Below are 19,047 nucleotides of genomic sequence, written 5' to 3'. Positions count from 1 at the left end.
TTATCCTCATTTGAACCAATGCCACCCCGTCATGGTGCCGGTTACCTCATCTATCTGTATTGCAATATCATCATTGCCGCGACAGCCCAGCAAGGCCGCGAGATGATCGTTTTCCAGAATCAAATCATAAAACTCAACCGCTATACCTTGGAATTCCTTTGGAATCTTCAGCGCAGAAAAGGAATCCGCTGACTGAGCATTTTGGAAAAATTCAATGGCCGTTTTCCTGCATTTTACTATGATTCCTGTTTGAGTGGTCAACTCTTTCATGTTTTCTCTGCCTCGCTCATGTTCAGATACATCCCCATCGTTTTTTCATCGGCACAGGCCGCCCGGATCAGTTTGGCCAGCATCATCAAATCGTCGATGTATTGGGAGTACACGCAGAACACATCCTCGTCGGAGTCGAAGTGAAACAGATCCCTGCCGCTGTTGTTTTTCTCGAACTCCCGGATCACGCCCCGGACCAGCCGCTCCCAGTCTTTGCTGCTGCCAGTCCGTCCCAGCCGGCAGAATTCCTCCACCTGGAACCCGTCGCTGATCTTCAGCAGGAGGGAGATCGCATAAGGGTGGTGGGGAATGAGAAAAAAGGGCGCGATCTGATCCGGTTTGACCCAGATCTTGAAGGGCGGGCGCGGGTCGGGGATCCAGGGCAGGATCTCCCATTCCTCCTCCCGCCGATTTCCGTATTGAAAAAGGTCCTTCACGGCTTCACCTCCTGTTCCAGCTTTTTTCTGCATTTCTCAATGTGGGCCCGCTTGGCGGCCAGAATCTCCCGCACCGTCTCCGCCTCCATCCGCAGCAGTAGGGCAATTTTCTCCGGGGGCATCCCGTCCGCCGCCAGCATACAGAGAATCTCCTTCTGCGCGGAGGCTTTGCCGGCCGCGAAGCCGGTATCATAGTCGTAAGACAGCAGGGCAAGGAATTGCTCCGGCGTCAGAGTGGAAATTAGTCCCTGCTCTCCGTGGCAGATCCTGCTACGAAGTGATTGTACTTCTTCCTGGGATAGTTTAGACATGGACTCCCCCCCCTTTCCAGCATATCAGGAACCAATCTGTCCCGCATTTACCGGGCGGAAGATCCTGCGGCCCGCCAGCAGCTCCTCCAGCTTTTTGGCCAACGCCTCCACAATGGCGTGGCAGGGATTCTCACCCCCCACGATCTCCAGCTTTTGCAGCTCGACACAGTGGAGCGTTCCATAGATGCCCAGCGTGAAGTCTGTCAAGTCAGCAATCATTTGGTAGCCCTCCATGTTGCTCACATCGGTCTGGCCCTCTTTGGCGGTCATCAGCCCAATGATCCCCACCGCCACAGTGAAAGCACCGCAGCAGGACTGCTCGGTCTGCATGCCCAAGCCCATGACAGAGAACATCTTCCGGGTCTCCTCGGACAAATTCAGATGGTAATACTCATTGCAGGCCATGAACACGGCCTCGGCGCAGGTCAGTTCCGTGCCGATGTGGTAGTGGTTGACCAGTTCATAGAGTTTCATTGTTGCCATACCATACTCCAATCGCAAAGCATTTCATTCTGTGTCACTCTGCGCAGCTCGTCCCGCACCTCCATCAGCGCAAAGCCCAGCAGGTTTTGTCCGCGCCACTTCATCGGGTCCTGGGCCTCCGGCGAACTGGCCGCGAGGCGGATGCCCCAGATGGCATCGTAGGGGCTGGCCTCCACCAGCACGCTGTCCCCGGTGGAAAGGAGAAACTCCCGCAGTTCGCGGTTCTGGCTGAATTTGTGCCAGTTGCCAAGTAGCACAATGGCGTACTTGAACTTGTCCCATACCTTCTGCTCAAAGCCCCGCACCTTGCGGCCCAGGGCCTTGATCTGCTTTTGGTCGCTGCATTTCAAAATCTGGTCCCGGATCTCTTTGTCGCCGAACAGCTCGGCCTTGGCAGCCATCATGTATTGCTCCATGCAGAGGTAGGGGGCAGCCGTCGTATAGAAGTCCTCCATCCACCACTGGCTGAGGTAGCTTTTTGTCAGCTGGCCGTCCTGGGAAGGCTGATGGCCCCAGAACAGGCACAGTTCCCGCTTTCGCCCGGCGGTAAACTCCTGCTGAAGCCACTGGCGGGTGTACTTTGGCCGGCCTTCCGGCTGCCACGCCTCCACCAGGAAGTCACCGTGTACCAGCACTTCGCCGCTGTCCTCGTCCTCCCACCAGCCCTTCCAGGTTACCGGCTCGGGAAAGAGGGCGCGGTATTCCGTCCGCTCCTCCGGGGAGAGGGTGTCCAGCCAATCGCCAAATCGGTATATGTAATCCTCCCCATAGCCCATGCGCCAGCCAATGGAGTATCGCTCGATCTCCGGGAAGGCCATCCAAGGGGGAGGCATGATTTTCTTATCTTGTAGTGCCATAGGGTTGTCCTTTCCTGTTAGAAACTGTCGAAGTTCTTCTCTCACATCCAGCGGAGCGCCGTCCAGGGATGTGATCTGTGCCAACTCTGTTTCCGTCAGATTTTTCAGGAAAATGCAGTATTCATCTGGGTGGCCCCCACAAGCTCCATTTTAGGCATCTCGATCTGCTGTGGGTCGGTGATCCGCAGACAAGGCTCTTCCGTTGCCCAAAACCGGGTCAGAGTAAAAACTTGGCCGTTGAAAATAACTTTCTGTTCCATCCTCATCCCTCCTGTAACTTCTTCAGCAGCTTCACGATCCGCTCCCGATTCTTTGCGGTTTTCATGAAGGCGGGGAGATGATCGGCCTGAGTCTTTTTCGCTCTTCCCAGCGGCTTTTCCCGCAGGTCGGCGCTGAGATAGTCGATCAGATAGGCAAGGTGCTCCCGGTTGAGTGCCCAGGCCGGTTTGCCCTGGAAGGAGGTCAAAAACCACAGTTCCAGGCCGAAATAAGGTTCTCGTCCGTCCTGAATCTCAGCAGTGTAGGAAAATGCTTCAGCTGTTTTATGAACTTCTCCCGACATGGTTGTCCCACAATAGGGACAGGCCACATGGAGAACAGAAAAGTGCTGCTTTTCCTCATCTTCAATATCCACCCGATAGTATCTTCCGCAGTTTTTGCACTGGTTATGGACATCGTAGCGGTAGATCGTCCGGTCACGGGTCTCCTGATGGCCGCAGCTCAGGCACCGGAAATAGGCGTTGTCATCATCCGCTGTCACCATACCTGCGCCGTGGCACTTGGGGCATTTCACCTGAATGCCGGAGGTCAGGGCGTTGTATGCACTGTATGTAAAGTAGGGTTCATCAACAATTCGGCTCATGCGCCCGCACATTCCTTTCTATCTAAGGCCCGGCGGACAGCGTTTTCTTCATGTCTGCCAAGCCTTTTTCATCTAACCCGTATGCCTGCTCAATCAAAGTCCCATACCGATCCGCATACTGCGAGAACTCTGCTTCACAGTGCAAATCATACAGCAACAGGCAGCCGTTGTGGAATACAACAGGGTCGGGCTCCGCTTTTCCTTCCTCCTCTGCTACCAGACGAAGCACCTCATCGGCAATGGCAAGCCGCTCTGATCTGCCTTTGAGCTTTGATAATGCCATTCGTACAAAGGCGGCAATCACCTCCTGTTCCTGTAGGGCAATCGCGGTCAGTTCTTTCTGAACCAAGAGGAGGGCTTTTTCATCCCACATCTCGGCGCTGCGTAGAAGATCCGCCACCAGCGTTCTTCTGTTGAGATCCCGATTTTCCCAGGAACCAAGCTCCAGTAGCAGATCTCTTTGCTTTACCTGATCCGGTTCGCGGCTCCAATCAAACAGCCTTGCCCGAAAAATCTGGTAGGCTGACATCAGTTCCAACCACGCCGGGCTGTGATCCTTGCCGAACTCTATCATGCTTCTCATTTTCCTCAAAAATCCCGCAGCTGCTCAAACTTCTCAATCAGGGCATCTTTTTGGAGTGTGTTGTCCGGCAGTGCGTCCAGAATCCCCCGCAGGGCCATGTAAATTTCATCCCGCTCCTCGGTTTCGATAAAGCCCATCTTGTTGAAGGTCTGGGTGTATGCTGCAACCGCATCCAGCGCCTGGGCCTGGGCGTCCTCGCCCGGCTCAGCGGCCAGTTTCATCAATTGGGAGCGGGTCTTGCGGTATTGATTGGCTGCCTTTCTCGCGGCACTGACAGGAATATGCTCCGCACCGTCCCAGCCCCGGAAGGGATTGCCCAGGTTTTGCGCCAGCCACTCCGGTTTCCGGGGCTTGGTGATCCGCAGGTCCATTCCCGCCTTACCTTTCCAGAGCTGCTTTGCCGCTTTTGCTGCCGTCTCCGGCAGGCTGGTCATCCAGAACCAGCGAAGCTCCGGCATCTGCTCCGGGGTGGGGATGTCGTCCGCCCCGAAGCCGAACAGGTCGAAGGTGGAAAGGTGCGTCAGCTCCCGGAACTCTCGCACAGCAGAGAAGTTTTGCAGATTTCCCGGCGCGCCCCAGAGCCTCAGCTCCTTCAGGTGGGGATGGACAGCAGCCAGTCCGCTCAGATCAAAATCTTTCAGCTGGATGCCATGCAGTTCCAATAGGTTCGGCAGTTCCGTGTGCGGGCGGTATTCCCCGATAAATTGGAGGGTCAGACCGCTGCCATCTTCGGGGGCATGGATGGTACAGGCGTCCGGCCCCTTGTTCTGGAACAGGAGCTGCTCTGTATCCTCACTCAGCCACAGTTCCTGAAGGCCTGTCATGTCCAACATCAGCTTTCTGATGCTGGTGCCCCGCAGATCAAGTGTCCTCTGACCGTGGTCCAGCAAAGTCAGTTCATCAACGAAGGGGGTTCCCCGCAAAAACTCCAGCAGATCCGGGTGCCACCGCTGGCAGATGAGGTCGGAGAGGCAGGGCAGCGCCTTTAGTTCCAGCGCCGAATCGAATGGCTCGTGCTGGTCCATGATCCGATGGCTGCTGACCTTCACCGGGATACCGCCGATCTCTGTCACCCCGTCGCTCTCCGTGGCCTCCTTGAAGGCCCGCCGCCGCTTTTCCGGGATGGCTTGCCACCGGATCTGGAGGTACACATCATAACCGTCATTCCAGCCGCCGTAGGAGCGGCAGGGCTGGTCGGTGAAGGGCGGCAGGGTACCCACCAGCGTGTACTGGGGCGGGACCTCCACCGGCACCCGCAGCAGATGAAGGTCACGGGACCAGTACATGAAATCTATGTAGAGCGGGCGGAGATGAGGCAGTTCCTCCGCAGTCAGAGGGGCGTCACCTGCCCAGTCCAGAGAGAGGATCACTGCCCAGGACTCCCTGCTCACCGTGTCCGGCGGCGCGATATAGGCCACCTGGCAGGCGGTGTAGCATTTCAAGTATCGATTGTAGACTGTATAGACCCCTCCGGCTTGTGCTTTCATACCTGTGCCTCCCCCTGATAGCTTATAGTCCTATTCTCTGCCAGCCGTCCAGTCGCTCCTGCACCCCGTCGATCCTCCAGCCCTCGCCCACACGCTTCATGAGGAAGCGGCGGACAAAGCCGGTGTTTTTCTCTCTGGTGTAGATGTAGAGCTTGTTTCGGGTGATCTGCTCCGCGTCCAGGAACTGCTCTCCCTTGTAGGTGCCCTGGGCGCTGTACGAGAGGCCCAGGGGTCGGAAGCCCATACGGGGCTTTTCGCTCACATACTTCTCCCAGATCACCAGCAGGCGGGGCACAGCCTCAGCATCTTCAAACCCGGCCTGTTCCATGTACTGCTCCCATTCTGTCATTTCAGCAAAGAAGGCAGACAACACCCTGCGGCATTCCACCGCCGCCTGTTCGTCCAGCTGGACGGGCTTTTTGCCCTTTTCCCGCTGGATTTGAGAGAAGTATTCCATCTGCTCCTTGGTGAACTGCACATGGGCCACCGGCTCGATGCGGTTGTTGCCGGCGATGGCCAGCAGACCCTCGTATGTAACGGCGGTATGGTCGATCTGGATGTGGGAGAGCTTGGGAATGGAGGCCGCCTGGAGCAAACCGGCGTCGTCCAACCCGGTGCGGTTGAGGGTGAGAAGGTCCAGCTTGCAGCTTTGCAGGGCGGACAGACCGCTGCCGTGGATGGCGGCGTTGCCGTCCAACAGCAGATAGCGCAGCTTGGGCATAGCGAAAAAAACGGGGAAACAGGCGTCAGTGAGTGCGCCGTCTTCCACGCCGAAGTTGACCATGCTTTTGTGTTCGGCGAAGGGGGCAAGCAGTTCATCCGTCACCGGATAGCCTTTCACATGGAAGCCTACCAGGGTGTAACCAGCCAGCCGTTCCATGAGGGCCAAGGTCAGCTCCGGGATCTCAAACTTCTTCTCTCCATCCAGGGTCAGGACACCGTTTTCCCAGTCCGCTGTCCGCGCCCGTTTCGGCCATTCCATAGCTGCTTACCCCCTTACGCCTGTTCCTGGTAGCTGGCTTCAATGTCGATGAAGCGCACGTACACGGCGCAGACTTCTCCCTTTGCGTCATAGCCGAAGTAGACGGGATAGTAGCCGTCACCCCAGCCGGAAGCGAAGATAGGCAGATTGCAGTCCGTGTCCGGCACCGTCCAGTTGAGCCAGTCGCCGTGGCTCAACTGATATTTGGGACAGGCTTTGGCGTTTTCCTCCAGCAAGTCACAGAACAGGTCGTTGTACGGATCAATGTCCGGGTCTTCCTCCAGCCGCTTGGCCCAGTATGTTTTGAAGGCCGCCTGGGTCTGGATGTCCGCAACACAGCCCATCCCGGCGTCTACGCCAAAGCCAAAATAACCGTCCTCATCCAGTTCCTCGTCCAGATCCTCTTTGCCCGTCATCCCCAACTCATAGCGGACAGGCTTTTCCCGGCTGACCTCCACCTTGACGCAGGCGTAGCGGTCGCCGTATTTTTCACTGGGCACCACGCAGATCTTCACGGGATAAGTTCCGGCAGGGATCGTCTGTATAAAGGGCGGTGTATCCTCCAGCTCCACCAGCGGATCGCAGGCAAAGATCGTTCCGCTGGGAAAATGGACGGCGCCGATGTCCAGCACATCCACTTCCCTATTCCCAATCACTTTCTCTGTGAAATGAGCGTCCAGGTCTGTTTTGCAGGCCAGTTTGTCTTTGATGGATTCATATTTGTTCAGCCATTGTGTTGCAGGCATTTCGATTTCTCCTTTCTTTTCCAGCGGTATCCGGACGATGGGCCGGTAAAAGTCATAGTTGCCGTTCAGTGCATTATCCTCCTGCACTTCCGGCTTGCAGTGGGGCGAGCAGGGCAGGAAACCAAGGAACGGTCCCAGCCCGCCGCAGATATTGCACCCGCCGTCGCCGCCGCAGGTGGTGAGCCTGTCAGCCTGTACCACTTCCCGCATATAGGGATCGTAGGCGATGGACAGGCCGAAGAAGTTGGGTTCCTCCATGTCATAGGGCCGGTTCTCATCCTCATCCATGTCCTCAAACCAGTGCAGACGCATGGAGTAGTCTAACCCATCTCCCCATGGAAACAGGGTCCGACATCCGCCGCCACACAGGTAGGCCCACTCGTCCGCCGTGGGCAGGGAGAAACCCTGTTTTTGCAGCCGGTTTTGAAAGTCCGGATAGTCTACCTCGTGATAGAGGCTTGCCTGCCAGCTGTCGCCATCCCGCTCGAAACGGGCACGGCCTACCAGAGTAAGACTGTTCCTGTCAGTCAAAGCGAATTGGCGAAAATCTTCCAACCATTCCGGGCGCAGCCGTGGGTCATCCAGCTTGACCGGCTCCCAGTTGATCTCCTCCAGCTCCCGGCCCACCAGCATGGGGCCGATGGCCGCCCGCCGGACAGGGGCCATGCTCTCTCCAATGAGTTCTGTCGGGTCTCGCTCCATTTCCCATTCCCGGAACAGGTACTCCAATTCCTCGCGGCTTTCCTGATTCAGTCCTGCGGCAAACTGTTCCCAGCCCAGTATGACGGTATCGCCGGGGACAAAGACGAACTCCCGGCCATCTTTTTTGAAGATTCCGGTGGTGCAGTGCTGTCCCCAGCGGCCAAAGTGCTCCATCCGCACAAAATCCAGGCGATACTGTGCTGCCAGCCGCTCCATTATGGGCCGCTTTTCCTCCGGGGAGAGTCGGTCAAACTGAGGGCGAAGCAGGAGGCTTTCGGTATCGGAAATGCTGTTTGCGCCATCCTTCGGCGGCTCTGGTTCTTCGCCCGCAAGAAAGATGGGCAGATTCGGGTACACTTCTTTGTACTCTCGCCAAGGTTCTAGCTTTTTGGGCTTGTTTGCCGTCCGAAGAAAACCCCAGAAGTCGATGGGATAACGAAACACCGGCCCGACCCTATCCCGCCGGGTGACGATGACCACTGTGCCATCGGTGAGTATTCCAATGTGCTGCATTTTCTCCCCGCCGAACATTCCCGGACGGATACGCAGCACTTCACGGGTGTTCATGTTGATGAGCTGGGCAAAGTCATCGGAGAGGATTTCGCCGTTTCCCTGCACCAGCAACCAGTCCCCGGTAAACCAGCGAAGTTTCAGCTCCTCGCCCAGGCCGGGCAGAGGGGCGATGCGACACCGCCCGGTGTCCATGTCCAGTTCCAGCAGGCATTCTTCCATCCGCCACTTGCCACTGACAGAGTGTATCATATAGATACAGTTGGTGCCGGGAACGGGAACGGCCTCGGAGAGATGGTCGTATCCATCCAGAGAGAAGGTGTGTTTTGTTACCTTGCCGTTTTCCCAGCGGTAGATCTGTCCCTTGTACCACTCGTTGGAAAAGTAGACCCGGCCCAGCCCGTCTGTCACGATGCCACAATGGTATTTGGTGCTCCATCCATCTTCCGGCAGGGGCCAGTTTTTCACATCCTGACAGGTGCCCCGGTCGGTGAGTTCAATCCGTGTGGCATTGGTGGGATCGCCCACCCAGAGGGAGTTTCCCACCCACCGGAGAGAATGGGGCGCCCCCTCGTATCCGATGGGAGAAGGCTCAAAAAAATTAAGTGTACTGGGGTTTTTGCCAAGCAACACCTTTCCGATCTGCCCGCTTGCAGAGGCTCCGGAGGCGGCATACACTCCGGCTTGATCCGAATAGGCGAGGTGCCCGAACTGGTACAGGCTCTTGGAGCGGGTCACTTTTGGCGGGCGGCAGCGCAGATCTGCCACACAGCCGTATTTCCATTCCTCCGAATGGCTGCTTTTCCATTCTCCCGCTGCAAAGTCTCCTGCCAGAGAGTTGAAGAAATAATCGTACTCATCTTGGAGTATGTATTCCTCGCAAGGCATCAGCTTCCCAGGGTCCTGCTCCTTGGCATGGTCGCCCCATTTTCGTCCTTGCTGTTTCATCAGGTGACAATATTGCCCCTGCTTTTTGCAGTAGCGTTCCCATCCGCTGCGTTCTTCCGCTGGAATTAGGACAAACAGATACTCGTCCTCCTCGTCCAGGTCATACAGCGCCCAGCCGAAAGTGGACAGCTCCTGTCCCAGCGCAGCCACGCCCATTTCGTGGGGTAATTTCATATACTGAATGCCGAGCGTATCAAAGCGTTCCTCCAGCAGCGCCGGGATCTGCCCGCTCCATTTCCGCCGAAGCTCCGCCAGCGTGTCCTGTACGGCTCCGTCAAATTTCAGAATGTCCAGCGCATCGGATATAATTTGTGCCCAGTCTGACATAATAGAGTCTCCTATTTCGAGCGATTCAAAGTTTTCCATCCAGTGCCTCCACAGGTTTCATGGCAGCGGAATCCAATTTGCACTGCCGCAGTTCCCGCTCAATCAGGGCAAACACATCCGGAAAGCACTCAATCTCATCCTGATATTCATATTTCGCATACAGTTTCCCGCACTCGGAAATCCAAACCTCTGCCGGGTAGTAGTAGCCGATATGACCGATGGGCTGACATTTTTCACCGGCCGCCTGTTCGATCTCTGCCAGTTCACAGCCGGACATATCCCGAAAATAGGCTTCTTCCAAATGGTTTTTGATTCCGTTGACCAAGTAAGGAAACAAAGCGAATTGAAAATCAGCCGCCCAGTTCAGTTTTCTCTGCTCCAGGTACCACTCACAGCACAGGCCGAAATATTTACGGTAAAACCGCTGGGTTGTCTTCATCATCGGGACGCCGTGGTCGGCGTAATACTGCTCCGCAATGGAGATGTCCACTTTTCGCCCTTCCTGCCATCCGGCGTACTCCATCAGCTGCTTGACCTTGCTTTTGAGGTCGCCGGAGATGGGGATGCGTTCTTTAATCATTCGAATCATCTCCTGTCTGCTGCCAATCAAAGATCCTTTGGATATCCGATCTTATCCAAGCCCGCCTTGATTTCCTCCCTCTCGCTGCGCGTAGGGTTCAACGCAGCGGCCAGTTCTTTTGTCACCGGCACCCCGTCAGCAAGCTGGCGCACAGCTTCCAAAGGCAGGTCGGCGTGATAAAACCACTTTCCGTACTCCACATAGGTCTGTGGATTGCCATCAATCGTGGAGAGCAGATCTTTGGATGCGTCCTCGCCGTCTATGGGGTTGCAGTGCCAGGTGGAGCCATCCTCCGTCCAGACGCAGAAGGTGCTCTTCATCTTTTTGACCTCTCGGCTGCCCATGAGTTTTTGCAAAGCAGAGGGCATCCCATCTGTCAGGTCTTCGACACGGGGAAGTTTTTCCTCCCAGTCATAGAGTTCGGAATCCACACCGTTGATTACACAGCCTTCCGGCGCAAACATGACGATCATGCTCCGGTCACTGCCATCAGTGGCAAAAAACGCCTCTTTGCCCTTTCGCCATGCGGGGTTGTAGGTATAGTGGCGGATGAAGCTCCATTCCTCCTCCAGCATGATGATGTCCAGAGCCGCCAGTCCTTTGCAGAAGTTTTTCAGACGCTCCGCATTGGGCAGGCCGGATAAATCTTTTGTGGAAATCATGTGGCTATCCTCCTGTCTTTCGTCACCACAGCCGGGCGATCCGGGTATATATCTTATTAGGCTCTCTGTCCGTAAAACTGGTCAATGAGTCGGTGGGTTCCGTAAGCGGCATCACATTCAAAATGTCCAGCACATAATACCAGATTCCTGTATCCCAGTCCCGGAACCGCCCATTGCAGACAGCTCTCCCATACTCACCGGGAGCCAAATCCAATGCCAGCTCATTGATGGGCTGTTTTTGCCCGGTCTCATCGTAGGTATATCGCTCCGGCATTGCACCGATGTGCCAATCATTGCGGTAACGCACATGGAGTCCGGACTCCTTCTGAATCAGTTCAAAAGGATGAATTCGCATTGAGCCATTCGGCTTCCATTCGATCAGCCTGCGACAGTCCTTATCGATCTGAAATCCATTGGGCCTCTGTAAGATCGATACAAAGTGTGTAGGCAGGCCAAAGGAATAATACGAGAAGAAGTCTTTCGGCAGCCGCATGGCTCTGGGATACTGGTTCCGCTGTGCGGCCGCATTTCCGCCCCGGCAGTCTTTATACCATTGCAGGCGGAGCTGCTGAACCAGAAGTATGGGCAGATGCTCCAACTGATGCTTATTCTGTTTCATCACCATACCTTCTTCCTTGATAGATCCTTCCAATGGTCTTCCATGTTTCAGGCATTTACAACTCTGCTGCAAACTCATAAGAAACCGCAATGATGTTGTAAACATCATCGTATGTAAACAGCCGGTAGTGCCGATAGATGTCTTTATCAAAGTCCTCCCGCACCGGCAGAGACTTCAGCCAAGTGCTATCCTCAATCAAATCGAAAGAACTGCCATCCAGATGCCCCATCCCAGCCAGATTTTCATAGGTGTCCAATTCGCAGGCAAAATAGGCCAGCACCCGCCGGAAGGTGAGTGTGTAGGGAAACCAGTCTTTTTCGTCCCTGTGCTGGGAGATCAGATGGCCATTGATGTCCCCCGTAAAGGTCAGATTGTTCAGAGCATCCTGTTTCACCTGGTCCAGATAGATACAGTCCCGTCCCATCAAAACACCTAAGCAAGTGTTAACAGCAGTCGCTTTTTCCATAGGTAACTCTCTCCTCAGCTCTCGTGGGTGATACAGAAAATCTCCTGGTTCAAGTCAAAGTAGACCACCATCAGCTCGTCGGTGATCTCTGGGTTGAAGGACAGGTCCAGAATGAAAACTTGCTGATTCATCTCGCTATCCACCAGGCTGCCGAACCGCTTGAGCCGCAAAAAGTCCGCCATCTCGGCAAAGGACAGCTTGGCCGGGTCGGTTCCTGGAAAAAGTTCCGCCGCAATATCCGGGCCTACATCGTCCCGGTGGAACTCCATGAAAAATACCACGGCATCGTGGTAGGGGCTGCCCTCGTCCGCCAGCGCCGCTTTGATGGCAGCTTTGGCCTTTTCCGCCAATCTCTCCGCCTCATCCAGCATTTCTCCTACCGCATCCATGGCAGCAGAATCAGCGGTCAGTTCTCCCTCCACATCGAAGAGAAAGGGCAGCCCCGATTCCTCGGGAAAGTTGAATATCTCCTCGCCGGGTGTATATGTAAAATCAATGCGTTTACAGTTCAGCTTCACAGGGATGCCTCCTCATTGGTTTTCCAGATGGGGTAATAGAATTGGCGAATAGACTACTGTATCTCCATCATGATCCATCTTGAGAATGACAGCAAATTCCGCCACATTGCTCTCCTGTCCCTTTGGGAGAGGAAAGATCATTGGGGGGCAACGCAGGGCAGCATGGTTCGTGGTTTTATTCCAGTCCTCCATGGCCGCAGATAAAATGGCGTCAATGTGTGCCAATACCTTCTCAATAGAACCCGCTGATATGTTGTAAAAAGCGGGGTTTTTATGATACTGCTCTGTGATGAAGTTTTTATAGGTTTGGACTGGCATAAAGCAAAATTCCCAATCAAGGGGATACAACCCAAGCCAATACTCATACAGTTTCATAGGCGCCTCCTTACCCCTCAATGTTGGCAGCTTTGAGGCCCTTTTTCAAGGAGCCGTAGACCGTCACCGCATGGTCGGTGAACATCTCGTCGCAGTCAAACCAGACGGTGAAGCTGCCGCCGGAGGTGACGGACAGGCTCGTCATGCTGATCCGCCGGGCAAGTTCTTCCTCTGTGATGGGGTCTGTTCCCGGGTCACGGGGGTTTTCCTCATCCTGGGAGAGCCAGTCGTTGGCCAGCCCGGTCAGGTTCTTTGCCGCAAGCTCCCGCATGGCCTTGTCCCAGGTCTCGCAGTCGGCCAGCAGCTTCTTGGCGGCACTGCGGGCACGGGTCCAGGAGGGCTTGCTCTCCGCATTGACCTCCAGAGACAGGTACACATCCGTTCCGCACCACTGGATCTCACCCTCAAAGGTGTTATAGTCCTTGTCCAGCGTCAGCTCCCCCAGCGTCTCATCCTGGAGCACCACCGGCCTGTGGTACTCGTCCAGAACGGCCTGAAGCTCCGGGCAGTCCTCGTGGGCCTTGACCACCTGGGCGATACACCAGGGCCACGCCACCAGATCCTTTGCCCATTCTTCCTTCATTCGGCGGATCTTCAGGCGGCAGATCTGCTCCTTGCCAAAGCGTCCCCAGCCCTTTTCGCTGTTACGCTCCTCGTCGGTGACCGGCCAATCCAGCCGCTCCTCTTTGGTGCTGACCTTGCCGGTGTCACAGAACACCATGCCCAGCGTCACAACAGTCATTTCCCAAAAGTTGCCCCTGTTGTTATATCCGCCCCCAATGCAGCGATTAATCAGAGCGACCACTTCCTGCTCCTCGGGCTCGTACATCTCATAGAATTCTTCAAACATCGGCGTGACCTCCTTTACAGCAGTTCCAGCACCGCGGCGGCGGGCTTGGCAAACTCTGCCGGGACTTGCTCCAATATATCCCGGTAGGCTTCCACCGACTGCCAGGAGTCATAATAGAAGCTGTAAAATTCGTCTGCGGGGAAAACCTCGTCCTCCTCGTAGCGCATCTCATCCGCTTCCCCGTCGTATTCTTCCGACCACAGATATTCTTCCCGGAGCAGATCGGAGAACTGCGGCAGCGGCTCGGCGTGCTCCATCTCATCCCCATCGCGAAAGCACTGGAGGATGCCGGCAAAGAAGTCCAGCAGTTCCCCGGCCAGGAAATGGGCCACAGGATTCCGGCCGCTCTCTTTGAGTGCTTTGCCCAGAATCCGGCTCAGGAACACCATGCCGAAAGGCGTGGCGTGCCAAAGGGTCCCCTGGTGCTCCATGTTGGTGGTGAGCTCATAGAGAGACTCTTTGACGGACGCCAAATCACGCATCTGCTCCAGCACCGCCAGATGCGCGGGAAAATCCGTCCCCCGGCCATAGGCGGTGGTGAGCCGGTGCCACGGGACATCCGTGACCTTGAGATGGGTGATGTAGGTCCTGTTTTCCTCTGTCATGTTGCCGCCCTCCTTACTCTGTTGTCTGGCTGCGGTACTCCTTCTCCAGCGCGGTGTACCACCGTTTCAGCATGGTTTGCAGACCGGTTTTCCCTTTACGATCTGTAAAAACGAGAAACTTCTGCATCAGTCTGGGGAATAGATATTTGCCCGCCTCTGTCAGATCCTGATTGAGATAGACCATCCGCAGGATACGGCCCTGTCGATCCAGAGGGTTCTTTTTCAGCAGTTCCTTTTCAAAGCAGAAGCGCAGGAATACTGCATTCTCGTCGTAGAAGTCCTCCACCACAGCCGCGCCAATGCTGGTATATGTGATGTCGTACACCAACCGGCTCCAGTCAAATTTCTCGGCATAGAGCAGTTTCAGTGCCTTTGCCCAGTGCTCCTCCGGAATCACCAGCATCCTGTGCTGGGCGGTGCTGGAGTAGCCACGGTAGACGGGTTCCGGCTGTCCCAGCAGTTCACTCACACTGTCGGCGTAGACGAAGCACAGCTCCTCATCGAACAGGCCACCGATGAAGTTGCCATTGCAGTACAGCATATAATTCTTGGACTTGGCTGGAGAATAAGAGAGGCTATATTCCTGCGAGACCAGGCTTTTATGTACCTTGTTCAGAAAGTCTATTGATGTCATGGCTTTACTCCTCAAACTCGCCCTCAATCATCCCGTTCAGATACCGGCCGGGATCTGCGATGAAGTCATCCCATTTGGCCAGAGGGTGGAATTCCTCATGCTCGATATCCAGATACCACAGCTTTTTGTCCCTGGGGCTCCACAGCAGCAGATAGTCGCTGTAATTGTCCATGGCCGCCATCAGGGAGAGCAGCTTCTTCCGCTTCCAGGTCATCTCCTGCACATCCATGAAAGAGTAGAGCTCTGCCCACTTCACCCATTTCTGCTCCGGGAACTCCAGCCGCAGGGGGCCGGTCTTCAAGTATTCCACCAGCCGGGCAGGCAGCTTATAGGGCATGAGCTGCCGGAGCTTTTCCTGCTCGTTGTGCCATTCCTCCGGTTCCAGGGCTTTCAGGTAGTCGGCCAGCTCCTGATTCTTGTTCTGCACCGCCACGGTGTAAGGCCGGTCGCCGTATTTGTCAGCAATGGTGATGTCGGCTCCTTGCTCAATGAGCCAGCGCACCATGGGAAGATTTTTGTGTCGGACAGCTTCGGTGACAGCGGTGGAGGCGTTCGGAAACACCATGTCCGGCTTGTGGTAATTGATGTCTGCCCCTTTTTCCAGAAGCAGCCGGGCAAGTTTGGTATTGCCCTCGGACACAGCGGCCCGGAATGCCTCGCCGCCAAACTTGTCCACTGTGATCCCGGCTTGCTCCAGCACCGGGATATTCTCCGGGCGCTTGCCCCAGCGCACTTCCTGGAAGGCCCGCTCTTTCTGCTTGGGGGTAAGCTGCGCGGTCTGTCCCACAAAGAGTTTCACCACCTCCGGCCCACAACAGCGGGCGGCGGTGAGCAGTAGGGGCTGTTCCTCTGCCAGACTGGAATCAGCCCCATGCTCCAGCAGGAAGTGGATCATAGGCACATCATTCCGAAAAACCGCGATCTCCAATGGCATCAGCTTGATGTATTCGCTGAGCTGGATGGGAACATCTAAATCCAGGCCACCTTGAAGCAGCGCCTCCAGCTTGGGAGTGTCATGGTCACAGATGGCGGCAGCCGTTTCCGGGAGAGTCTCCCAGCGGCCAAGATAGGCAATTTCGTACATAGGGCACCTACTTTCTCTATCCTACAATGGTGGTTTCCTTTACGGCCAGATTGTCATAATCCATAGCAATCAGTTTTTCGGCGGCCTCCGGGGTACACATGAACCAGGTGCTCACGCCCCAGGCGTCCATCCTTGTGACGGTGAAGAAATGGGTTTGGGCAGAAGCAGGTTCTCTTGCGTCAATATAGTAGTCGGAGTAGAGATACACCAGATCGACCTCTCGCTCCGGCAGCCACTTGGCCCGGCGCACACGTGGTTTGCCGTTTTTCAGCGTCTTCTCTCTGGGGTTCTCAAACCACGCCAGTTCCTTGAGCTTCAGACCAGTGAAGGTATCTATGAGCCGCTGGGCAATCTCCCGGTGGGTAAACACCCCGCAGTTCCAGGAGCCCACCAGCCAGGTCTGGATAAAGTCTCCCACCTTGCTGCCGGGGGCGGGCGGCCCGTAGACGCTCTCGTCCGCCCACATGACCTCCAGCTTTTCACATTGATCCGGCCGGGGACAGGATTTCTTATCACCATAGCGGTACATGATATTCACATAGCCGAAGTCCCGGCCGGTCCGGTCATGGCCGACGGCTTCCACTTGATAGGCAGTTATGGACATTTCAGCTCCACCTCCTGTGCCAGTACAAATCCGCACAGCCCAAGGGAAGCGTCGATGACAAATACCCGGATGTGCTCCCGATCCATGCGCTCCCGCAGTTCCTCGATGCTGCAACAGGCGGGAAAGCCGTAAGAGACGGCCCCGCCCAGCAGGTCTTTGTACTGTTCAAAAAAGCCGTCCACGGTGATCTCATCCATGCCGAAGAGGATGTTGTCCCGGATCACATTCTCAAACCAGTGGGCCAGCAGGCCGGTGAAGTGAACGGATACGTTCTCTCCGGCCTCAGTCCGGGTATCCACATGCAGGATATGGGCTTCAAAGTCAGCGCAATAGCACAGGACCCTGTTGTCGTGCAGATGGTCAAAGGATTGAATCACCATACTCATGCCAGCTCTGCGTCCAAAATCTGGACTTGCTTCCCTTCCTCGTTCACATAGTAAAGGGCGATATAATCAATGCCGTCCCGCCTGACCTGCTCCCAAGGCATCCGCTCACCGTTGATCAGTTCCACGGTATCCGCCCCATCCGGTTCGAAGTCCTCTTTTTCGTCCTCATAGTCAACGCTGTAACCCAGCTCCACCACCAGCTTGGAGGCAGGGATCCCATACCGCTTGAGGGGACGGTGCTCCAGCTTGGATGGATCGTGTACATCGCAGAACAGATTGTCGTAGCCATGCCGCCCACCGTCAAAGATGACGAACTCCTCGCCGCTCTCCGGATCACGGGCTGCCACCAGTCCGGGGACCTCATCCCCATCTACGATATAGGATTGGGGCTCTCCCTTCACCGTGAGCAGATCTCCGCAATACCAAACCTCCAGCAGTTCCTTGCCGGTGGAGGAACAGAGTGTCACGGTGGGCAGACGCTTCTCCGTCCACTCTTTCACATGGCCTTCCAGCCAGGTGGGATATTTTTCAGGCATCATAGCCGTTCTCCTCCTATTTCAATTTCAGCACAAATCCCCAGATACTCACCACGATCAGGAGGACACCCAACAAAAAGAAAACCACCCGCCGGTATCCCCTGCCGTGGCGGTGGGCATCCCGCGTACCGGTGGGGTCGCAGAGCCAGTTCCAGTTGCGGATCGCTCCGATCAAAATCACTGCACCGATGATTACCGAGGCAATATACCAATGCTCCTGTAAAAAAGCCGTAATCTGCCCGCTGTTCATTTACATATAACCCTCTTTCCATCATCGGGAGTTTCCCGCCGGATAATCTCCTCCCGCTCTTTCTGATCTATCTCCAAGGCTTTTTCCTCCTCCAGATATTCCTCGCAGTCCCGGACCAGCTTTTGGGCATTCGGGTCCTCCGGGGCCAGGTCCAGCCAGTGTTTTGCGTATTCATAGGCGGTGGCGGCGGAGGGGTATGCCATCAGACAGGAATAGCCCATCCTGGCGTTCCAGTAGGGGTCGTTCTCCCCCTGGGTGCAGACGGACTCCAACAGGTCAATGGCGTGCCGGATGAGAGCCCCGTCCACTGCACCGTCGGTCCCATGCGCTCTATGATCCCCCAGCACCGCCAGATTGCTGTAAGCCCGGCTCAGCTTGACGGTCAGAAAATAACCCCGCTCCTGCTCCGGGATAGCTTCGATGGCCTCAATACATCGGGAGAACTCGTCCGCATCATTCCACTGTTCAAGCAGCTCCGACAGCTTTGCTGTCTCCGCCTGATTCATGACTTCACCGCCTTTCCCGTATCACCCCTGTATATCCGCACCAATGGGGCCTTTTTTCAGTGTTCCATCCACAGTGACCACATGGCCCCAGAACATATCATCGTCCTCATACCAAGCGGTAAAACGCCCGCCGGGGGAGACCGAAAACTCAGTGAGAATGATGCGCCGGGCGAACTCATCCCCGGTGATGGGATCTTTCTCCGGGTCCCGGTCGGTCTGGTCATTGTCCGCCAGCCATTCGTTGGCCTGAGCGGTGAGCTTCTGGGCAGCCATCGCCCGCAGGGACTTATCCCAGACTTCCTGATCTGCCAGCAGTTTCTTCATCACATTGGTGGCGCGGGTCCAGGACGCTTTCTTTTCAATCTCCACATCCAGCGAGATCTGGACTTCTTTTCCCATCCACCGGCAGGTCCCGGTGAACATACTCATTTCACGATCCAGCGTGAGGGTTCCCAGCACCTCGTCCTCCAGAAGAATGGGCTTTGTGTATTCCGCCCAGAGCTCCTCCAGTGCCGGACAGGGTACGCCTTCCTCCAGTATCTCCGTGACATACCACTGAGGTTCGCTGAGGGCATCGCCTTTCCAGCCGCGGGCTTTGATCCGGTAAATCCGGCCCTTGGCAAACCGCTTGGAATAGCCGCCGGATTCCCGCTCCTTGTCCGTCAGCGGCCAGCTCAGGTAGCATCGGCCGGAGATCACCTGTCCGGTCTGGACATCCGCCATGGCAAGGGCATGGGTATGCGCCGTCCAGAAAGTATCCAGAAAGGTTTTGTCCGCGCTGGTACCGCTCTGGATCAGCACCAGCTTTTCCCCATCTTCCTGGGCGTACAGGGCAATAAAGTCCTTGACCGTTCTCTTTTTCATGAC

27 protein-coding genes are annotated in these 19,047 nt (G+C 55.8%); all 27 read right to left on the bottom strand.

Annotation, left to right across the window (positions count from 1 at the left end; translation table 11 throughout):
* Window positions 1–6: 6 nt before the first annotated feature.
* The 27 genes from OCV80_RS03595 to OCV80_RS03465 all read right to left on the bottom strand — a co-directional run bounded on the left by OCV80_RS03595 (window position 7) and on the right by OCV80_RS03465 (window position 19,044).
* Window positions 7–270 carry a hypothetical protein gene (locus tag OCV80_RS03595; RefSeq protein ID WP_021747670.1) on the bottom strand — a complete coding sequence of 88 codons (264 nt, stop codon included), beginning with the start codon at window positions 268–270 and terminating at the stop codon, window positions 7–9.
* The gene (locus OCV80_RS03590) at window positions 267–707 is read right to left on the bottom strand and encodes an immunity 51 family protein (protein ID WP_021747671.1); all 441 of its coding nucleotides are present in this window, start codon (window positions 705–707) and stop codon (window positions 267–269) included. The genes OCV80_RS03595 and OCV80_RS03590 overlap by 4 nt, the downstream gene beginning before the upstream one ends.
* The gene (locus OCV80_RS03585) at window positions 704–1,018 is read right to left on the bottom strand and encodes a hypothetical protein (RefSeq protein ID WP_021747672.1); all 315 of its coding nucleotides are present in this window, start codon (window positions 1,016–1,018) and stop codon (window positions 704–706) included. Before OCV80_RS03585 ends, OCV80_RS03590 begins: the two co-directional genes overlap by 4 nt.
* Window positions 1,019–1,042: 24 nt before the next feature.
* On the bottom strand, window positions 1,043–1,501 hold the full coding sequence (locus tag OCV80_RS03580; RefSeq protein WP_249390793.1) for a C-GCAxxG-C-C family protein: 459 nt from the start codon (window positions 1,499–1,501) through the stop codon (window positions 1,043–1,045).
* Window positions 1,489–2,358: an NADAR family protein gene (locus OCV80_RS03575; RefSeq protein WP_267288225.1), complete on the bottom strand. Its 870-nt coding sequence runs from the start codon at window positions 2,356–2,358 to the stop codon at window positions 1,489–1,491. Before OCV80_RS03575 ends, OCV80_RS03580 begins: the two co-directional genes overlap by 13 nt.
* 104 nt (window positions 2,359–2,462) lie before the next feature.
* Window positions 2,463–2,618, bottom strand: a complete 156-nt coding sequence (locus tag OCV80_RS03570) for a hypothetical protein (protein WP_429835524.1) — start codon at window positions 2,616–2,618, stop codon at window positions 2,463–2,465.
* A gap of 2 nt (window positions 2,619–2,620) precedes the next feature.
* A complete protein-coding gene (locus OCV80_RS03565; protein ID WP_136890794.1) occupies window positions 2,621–3,220 on the bottom strand; it encodes a hypothetical protein in 600 nt (199 codons plus the stop codon).
* 22 nt (window positions 3,221–3,242) lie between these two features.
* Window positions 3,243–3,794, bottom strand: coding sequence for a hypothetical protein (locus OCV80_RS03560; protein ID WP_119311449.1), 552 nt, complete (start codon window positions 3,792–3,794; stop codon window positions 3,243–3,245).
* Window positions 3,795–3,808: 14 nt separating this feature from the next.
* Window positions 3,809–5,290, bottom strand: a complete 1,482-nt coding sequence (locus OCV80_RS03555; RefSeq protein WP_136890795.1) for a hypothetical protein — start codon at window positions 5,288–5,290, stop codon at window positions 3,809–3,811.
* Between the two features lie 22 nt (window positions 5,291–5,312).
* Complete coding sequence (locus tag OCV80_RS03550; protein WP_119311451.1) at window positions 5,313–6,272, bottom strand: NTF2 fold immunity protein; 960 nt, start codon at window positions 6,270–6,272, stop codon at window positions 5,313–5,315.
* 14 nt (window positions 6,273–6,286) lie between these two features.
* Window positions 6,287–9,505: a DUF4241 domain-containing protein gene (locus OCV80_RS16525; RefSeq protein WP_394802906.1), complete on the bottom strand. Its 3,219-nt coding sequence runs from the start codon at window positions 9,503–9,505 to the stop codon at window positions 6,287–6,289.
* A 25-nt stretch (window positions 9,506–9,530) separates the two neighbouring features.
* Window positions 9,531–10,085: an SUKH-3 domain-containing protein gene (locus OCV80_RS03540; RefSeq protein ID WP_136890796.1), complete on the bottom strand. Its 555-nt coding sequence runs from the start codon at window positions 10,083–10,085 to the stop codon at window positions 9,531–9,533.
* A 26-nt stretch (window positions 10,086–10,111) separates the two neighbouring features.
* Window positions 10,112–10,747: a hypothetical protein gene (locus tag OCV80_RS03535; protein WP_136890797.1), complete on the bottom strand. Its 636-nt coding sequence runs from the start codon at window positions 10,745–10,747 to the stop codon at window positions 10,112–10,114.
* Window positions 10,748–10,769: 22 nt separating this feature from the next.
* The gene (locus OCV80_RS03530; RefSeq protein WP_136890798.1) at window positions 10,770–11,366 is read right to left on the bottom strand and encodes a hypothetical protein; all 597 of its coding nucleotides are present in this window, start codon (window positions 11,364–11,366) and stop codon (window positions 10,770–10,772) included.
* A gap of 55 nt (window positions 11,367–11,421) precedes the next feature.
* Window positions 11,422–11,832: a hypothetical protein gene (locus tag OCV80_RS03525; RefSeq protein ID WP_025543916.1), complete on the bottom strand. Its 411-nt coding sequence runs from the start codon at window positions 11,830–11,832 to the stop codon at window positions 11,422–11,424.
* Window positions 11,833–11,846: 14 nt separating this feature from the next.
* The gene (locus tag OCV80_RS03520; protein WP_025543915.1) at window positions 11,847–12,350 is read right to left on the bottom strand and encodes a DUF2004 domain-containing protein; all 504 of its coding nucleotides are present in this window, start codon (window positions 12,348–12,350) and stop codon (window positions 11,847–11,849) included.
* A 12-nt stretch (window positions 12,351–12,362) separates the two neighbouring features.
* A complete protein-coding gene (locus OCV80_RS03515) occupies window positions 12,363–12,725 on the bottom strand; it encodes a hypothetical protein (protein WP_025543914.1) in 363 nt (120 codons plus the stop codon).
* A 10-nt stretch (window positions 12,726–12,735) separates the two neighbouring features.
* Window positions 12,736–13,575, bottom strand: coding sequence for a DUF2262 domain-containing protein (locus OCV80_RS03510; protein ID WP_119311453.1), 840 nt, complete (start codon window positions 13,573–13,575; stop codon window positions 12,736–12,738).
* A 14-nt stretch (window positions 13,576–13,589) separates the two neighbouring features.
* Complete coding sequence (locus OCV80_RS03505; RefSeq protein ID WP_119311454.1) at window positions 13,590–14,180, bottom strand: hypothetical protein; 591 nt, start codon at window positions 14,178–14,180, stop codon at window positions 13,590–13,592.
* Window positions 14,181–14,193: 13 nt separating this feature from the next.
* Window positions 14,194–14,814, bottom strand: a complete 621-nt coding sequence (locus OCV80_RS03500; protein ID WP_136890799.1) for a hypothetical protein — start codon at window positions 14,812–14,814, stop codon at window positions 14,194–14,196.
* A 4-nt stretch (window positions 14,815–14,818) separates the two neighbouring features.
* Window positions 14,819–15,898, bottom strand: a complete 1,080-nt coding sequence (locus OCV80_RS03495; RefSeq protein WP_119311456.1) for an ankyrin repeat domain-containing protein — start codon at window positions 15,896–15,898, stop codon at window positions 14,819–14,821.
* Between the two features lie 16 nt (window positions 15,899–15,914).
* On the bottom strand, window positions 15,915–16,502 hold the full coding sequence (locus OCV80_RS03490) for a hypothetical protein (protein ID WP_119311457.1): 588 nt from the start codon (window positions 16,500–16,502) through the stop codon (window positions 15,915–15,917).
* Complete coding sequence (locus OCV80_RS03485; protein ID WP_119311458.1) at window positions 16,493–16,888, bottom strand: hypothetical protein; 396 nt, start codon at window positions 16,886–16,888, stop codon at window positions 16,493–16,495. Before OCV80_RS03485 ends, OCV80_RS03490 begins: the two co-directional genes overlap by 10 nt.
* A complete protein-coding gene (locus OCV80_RS03480; RefSeq protein WP_119311459.1) occupies window positions 16,885–17,427 on the bottom strand; it encodes a hypothetical protein in 543 nt (180 codons plus the stop codon). Before OCV80_RS03480 ends, OCV80_RS03485 begins: the two co-directional genes overlap by 4 nt.
* A gap of 13 nt (window positions 17,428–17,440) precedes the next feature.
* Window positions 17,441–17,674, bottom strand: coding sequence for an Imm17 family immunity protein (locus tag OCV80_RS03475; RefSeq protein ID WP_021747696.1), 234 nt, complete (start codon window positions 17,672–17,674; stop codon window positions 17,441–17,443).
* Window positions 17,671–18,180, bottom strand: a complete 510-nt coding sequence (locus OCV80_RS03470; protein WP_119311460.1) for a hypothetical protein — start codon at window positions 18,178–18,180, stop codon at window positions 17,671–17,673. The genes OCV80_RS03475 and OCV80_RS03470 overlap by 4 nt, the downstream gene beginning before the upstream one ends.
* A gap of 21 nt (window positions 18,181–18,201) precedes the next feature.
* Window positions 18,202–19,044, bottom strand: coding sequence for a DUF2262 domain-containing protein (locus OCV80_RS03465; protein WP_025543907.1), 843 nt, complete (start codon window positions 19,042–19,044; stop codon window positions 18,202–18,204).
* Between the last annotated feature and the right edge of the window lie 3 nt (window positions 19,045–19,047).

This window comes from Oscillibacter acetigenes (assembly GCF_025567605.1).
Lineage (GTDB): Bacteria > Bacillota > Clostridia > Oscillospirales > Oscillospiraceae > Oscillibacter > Oscillibacter welbionis.
The sequence above is the reverse complement of the archived record's forward strand: the minus strand, read 5'-3'. Positions and strand labels throughout refer to the sequence as shown.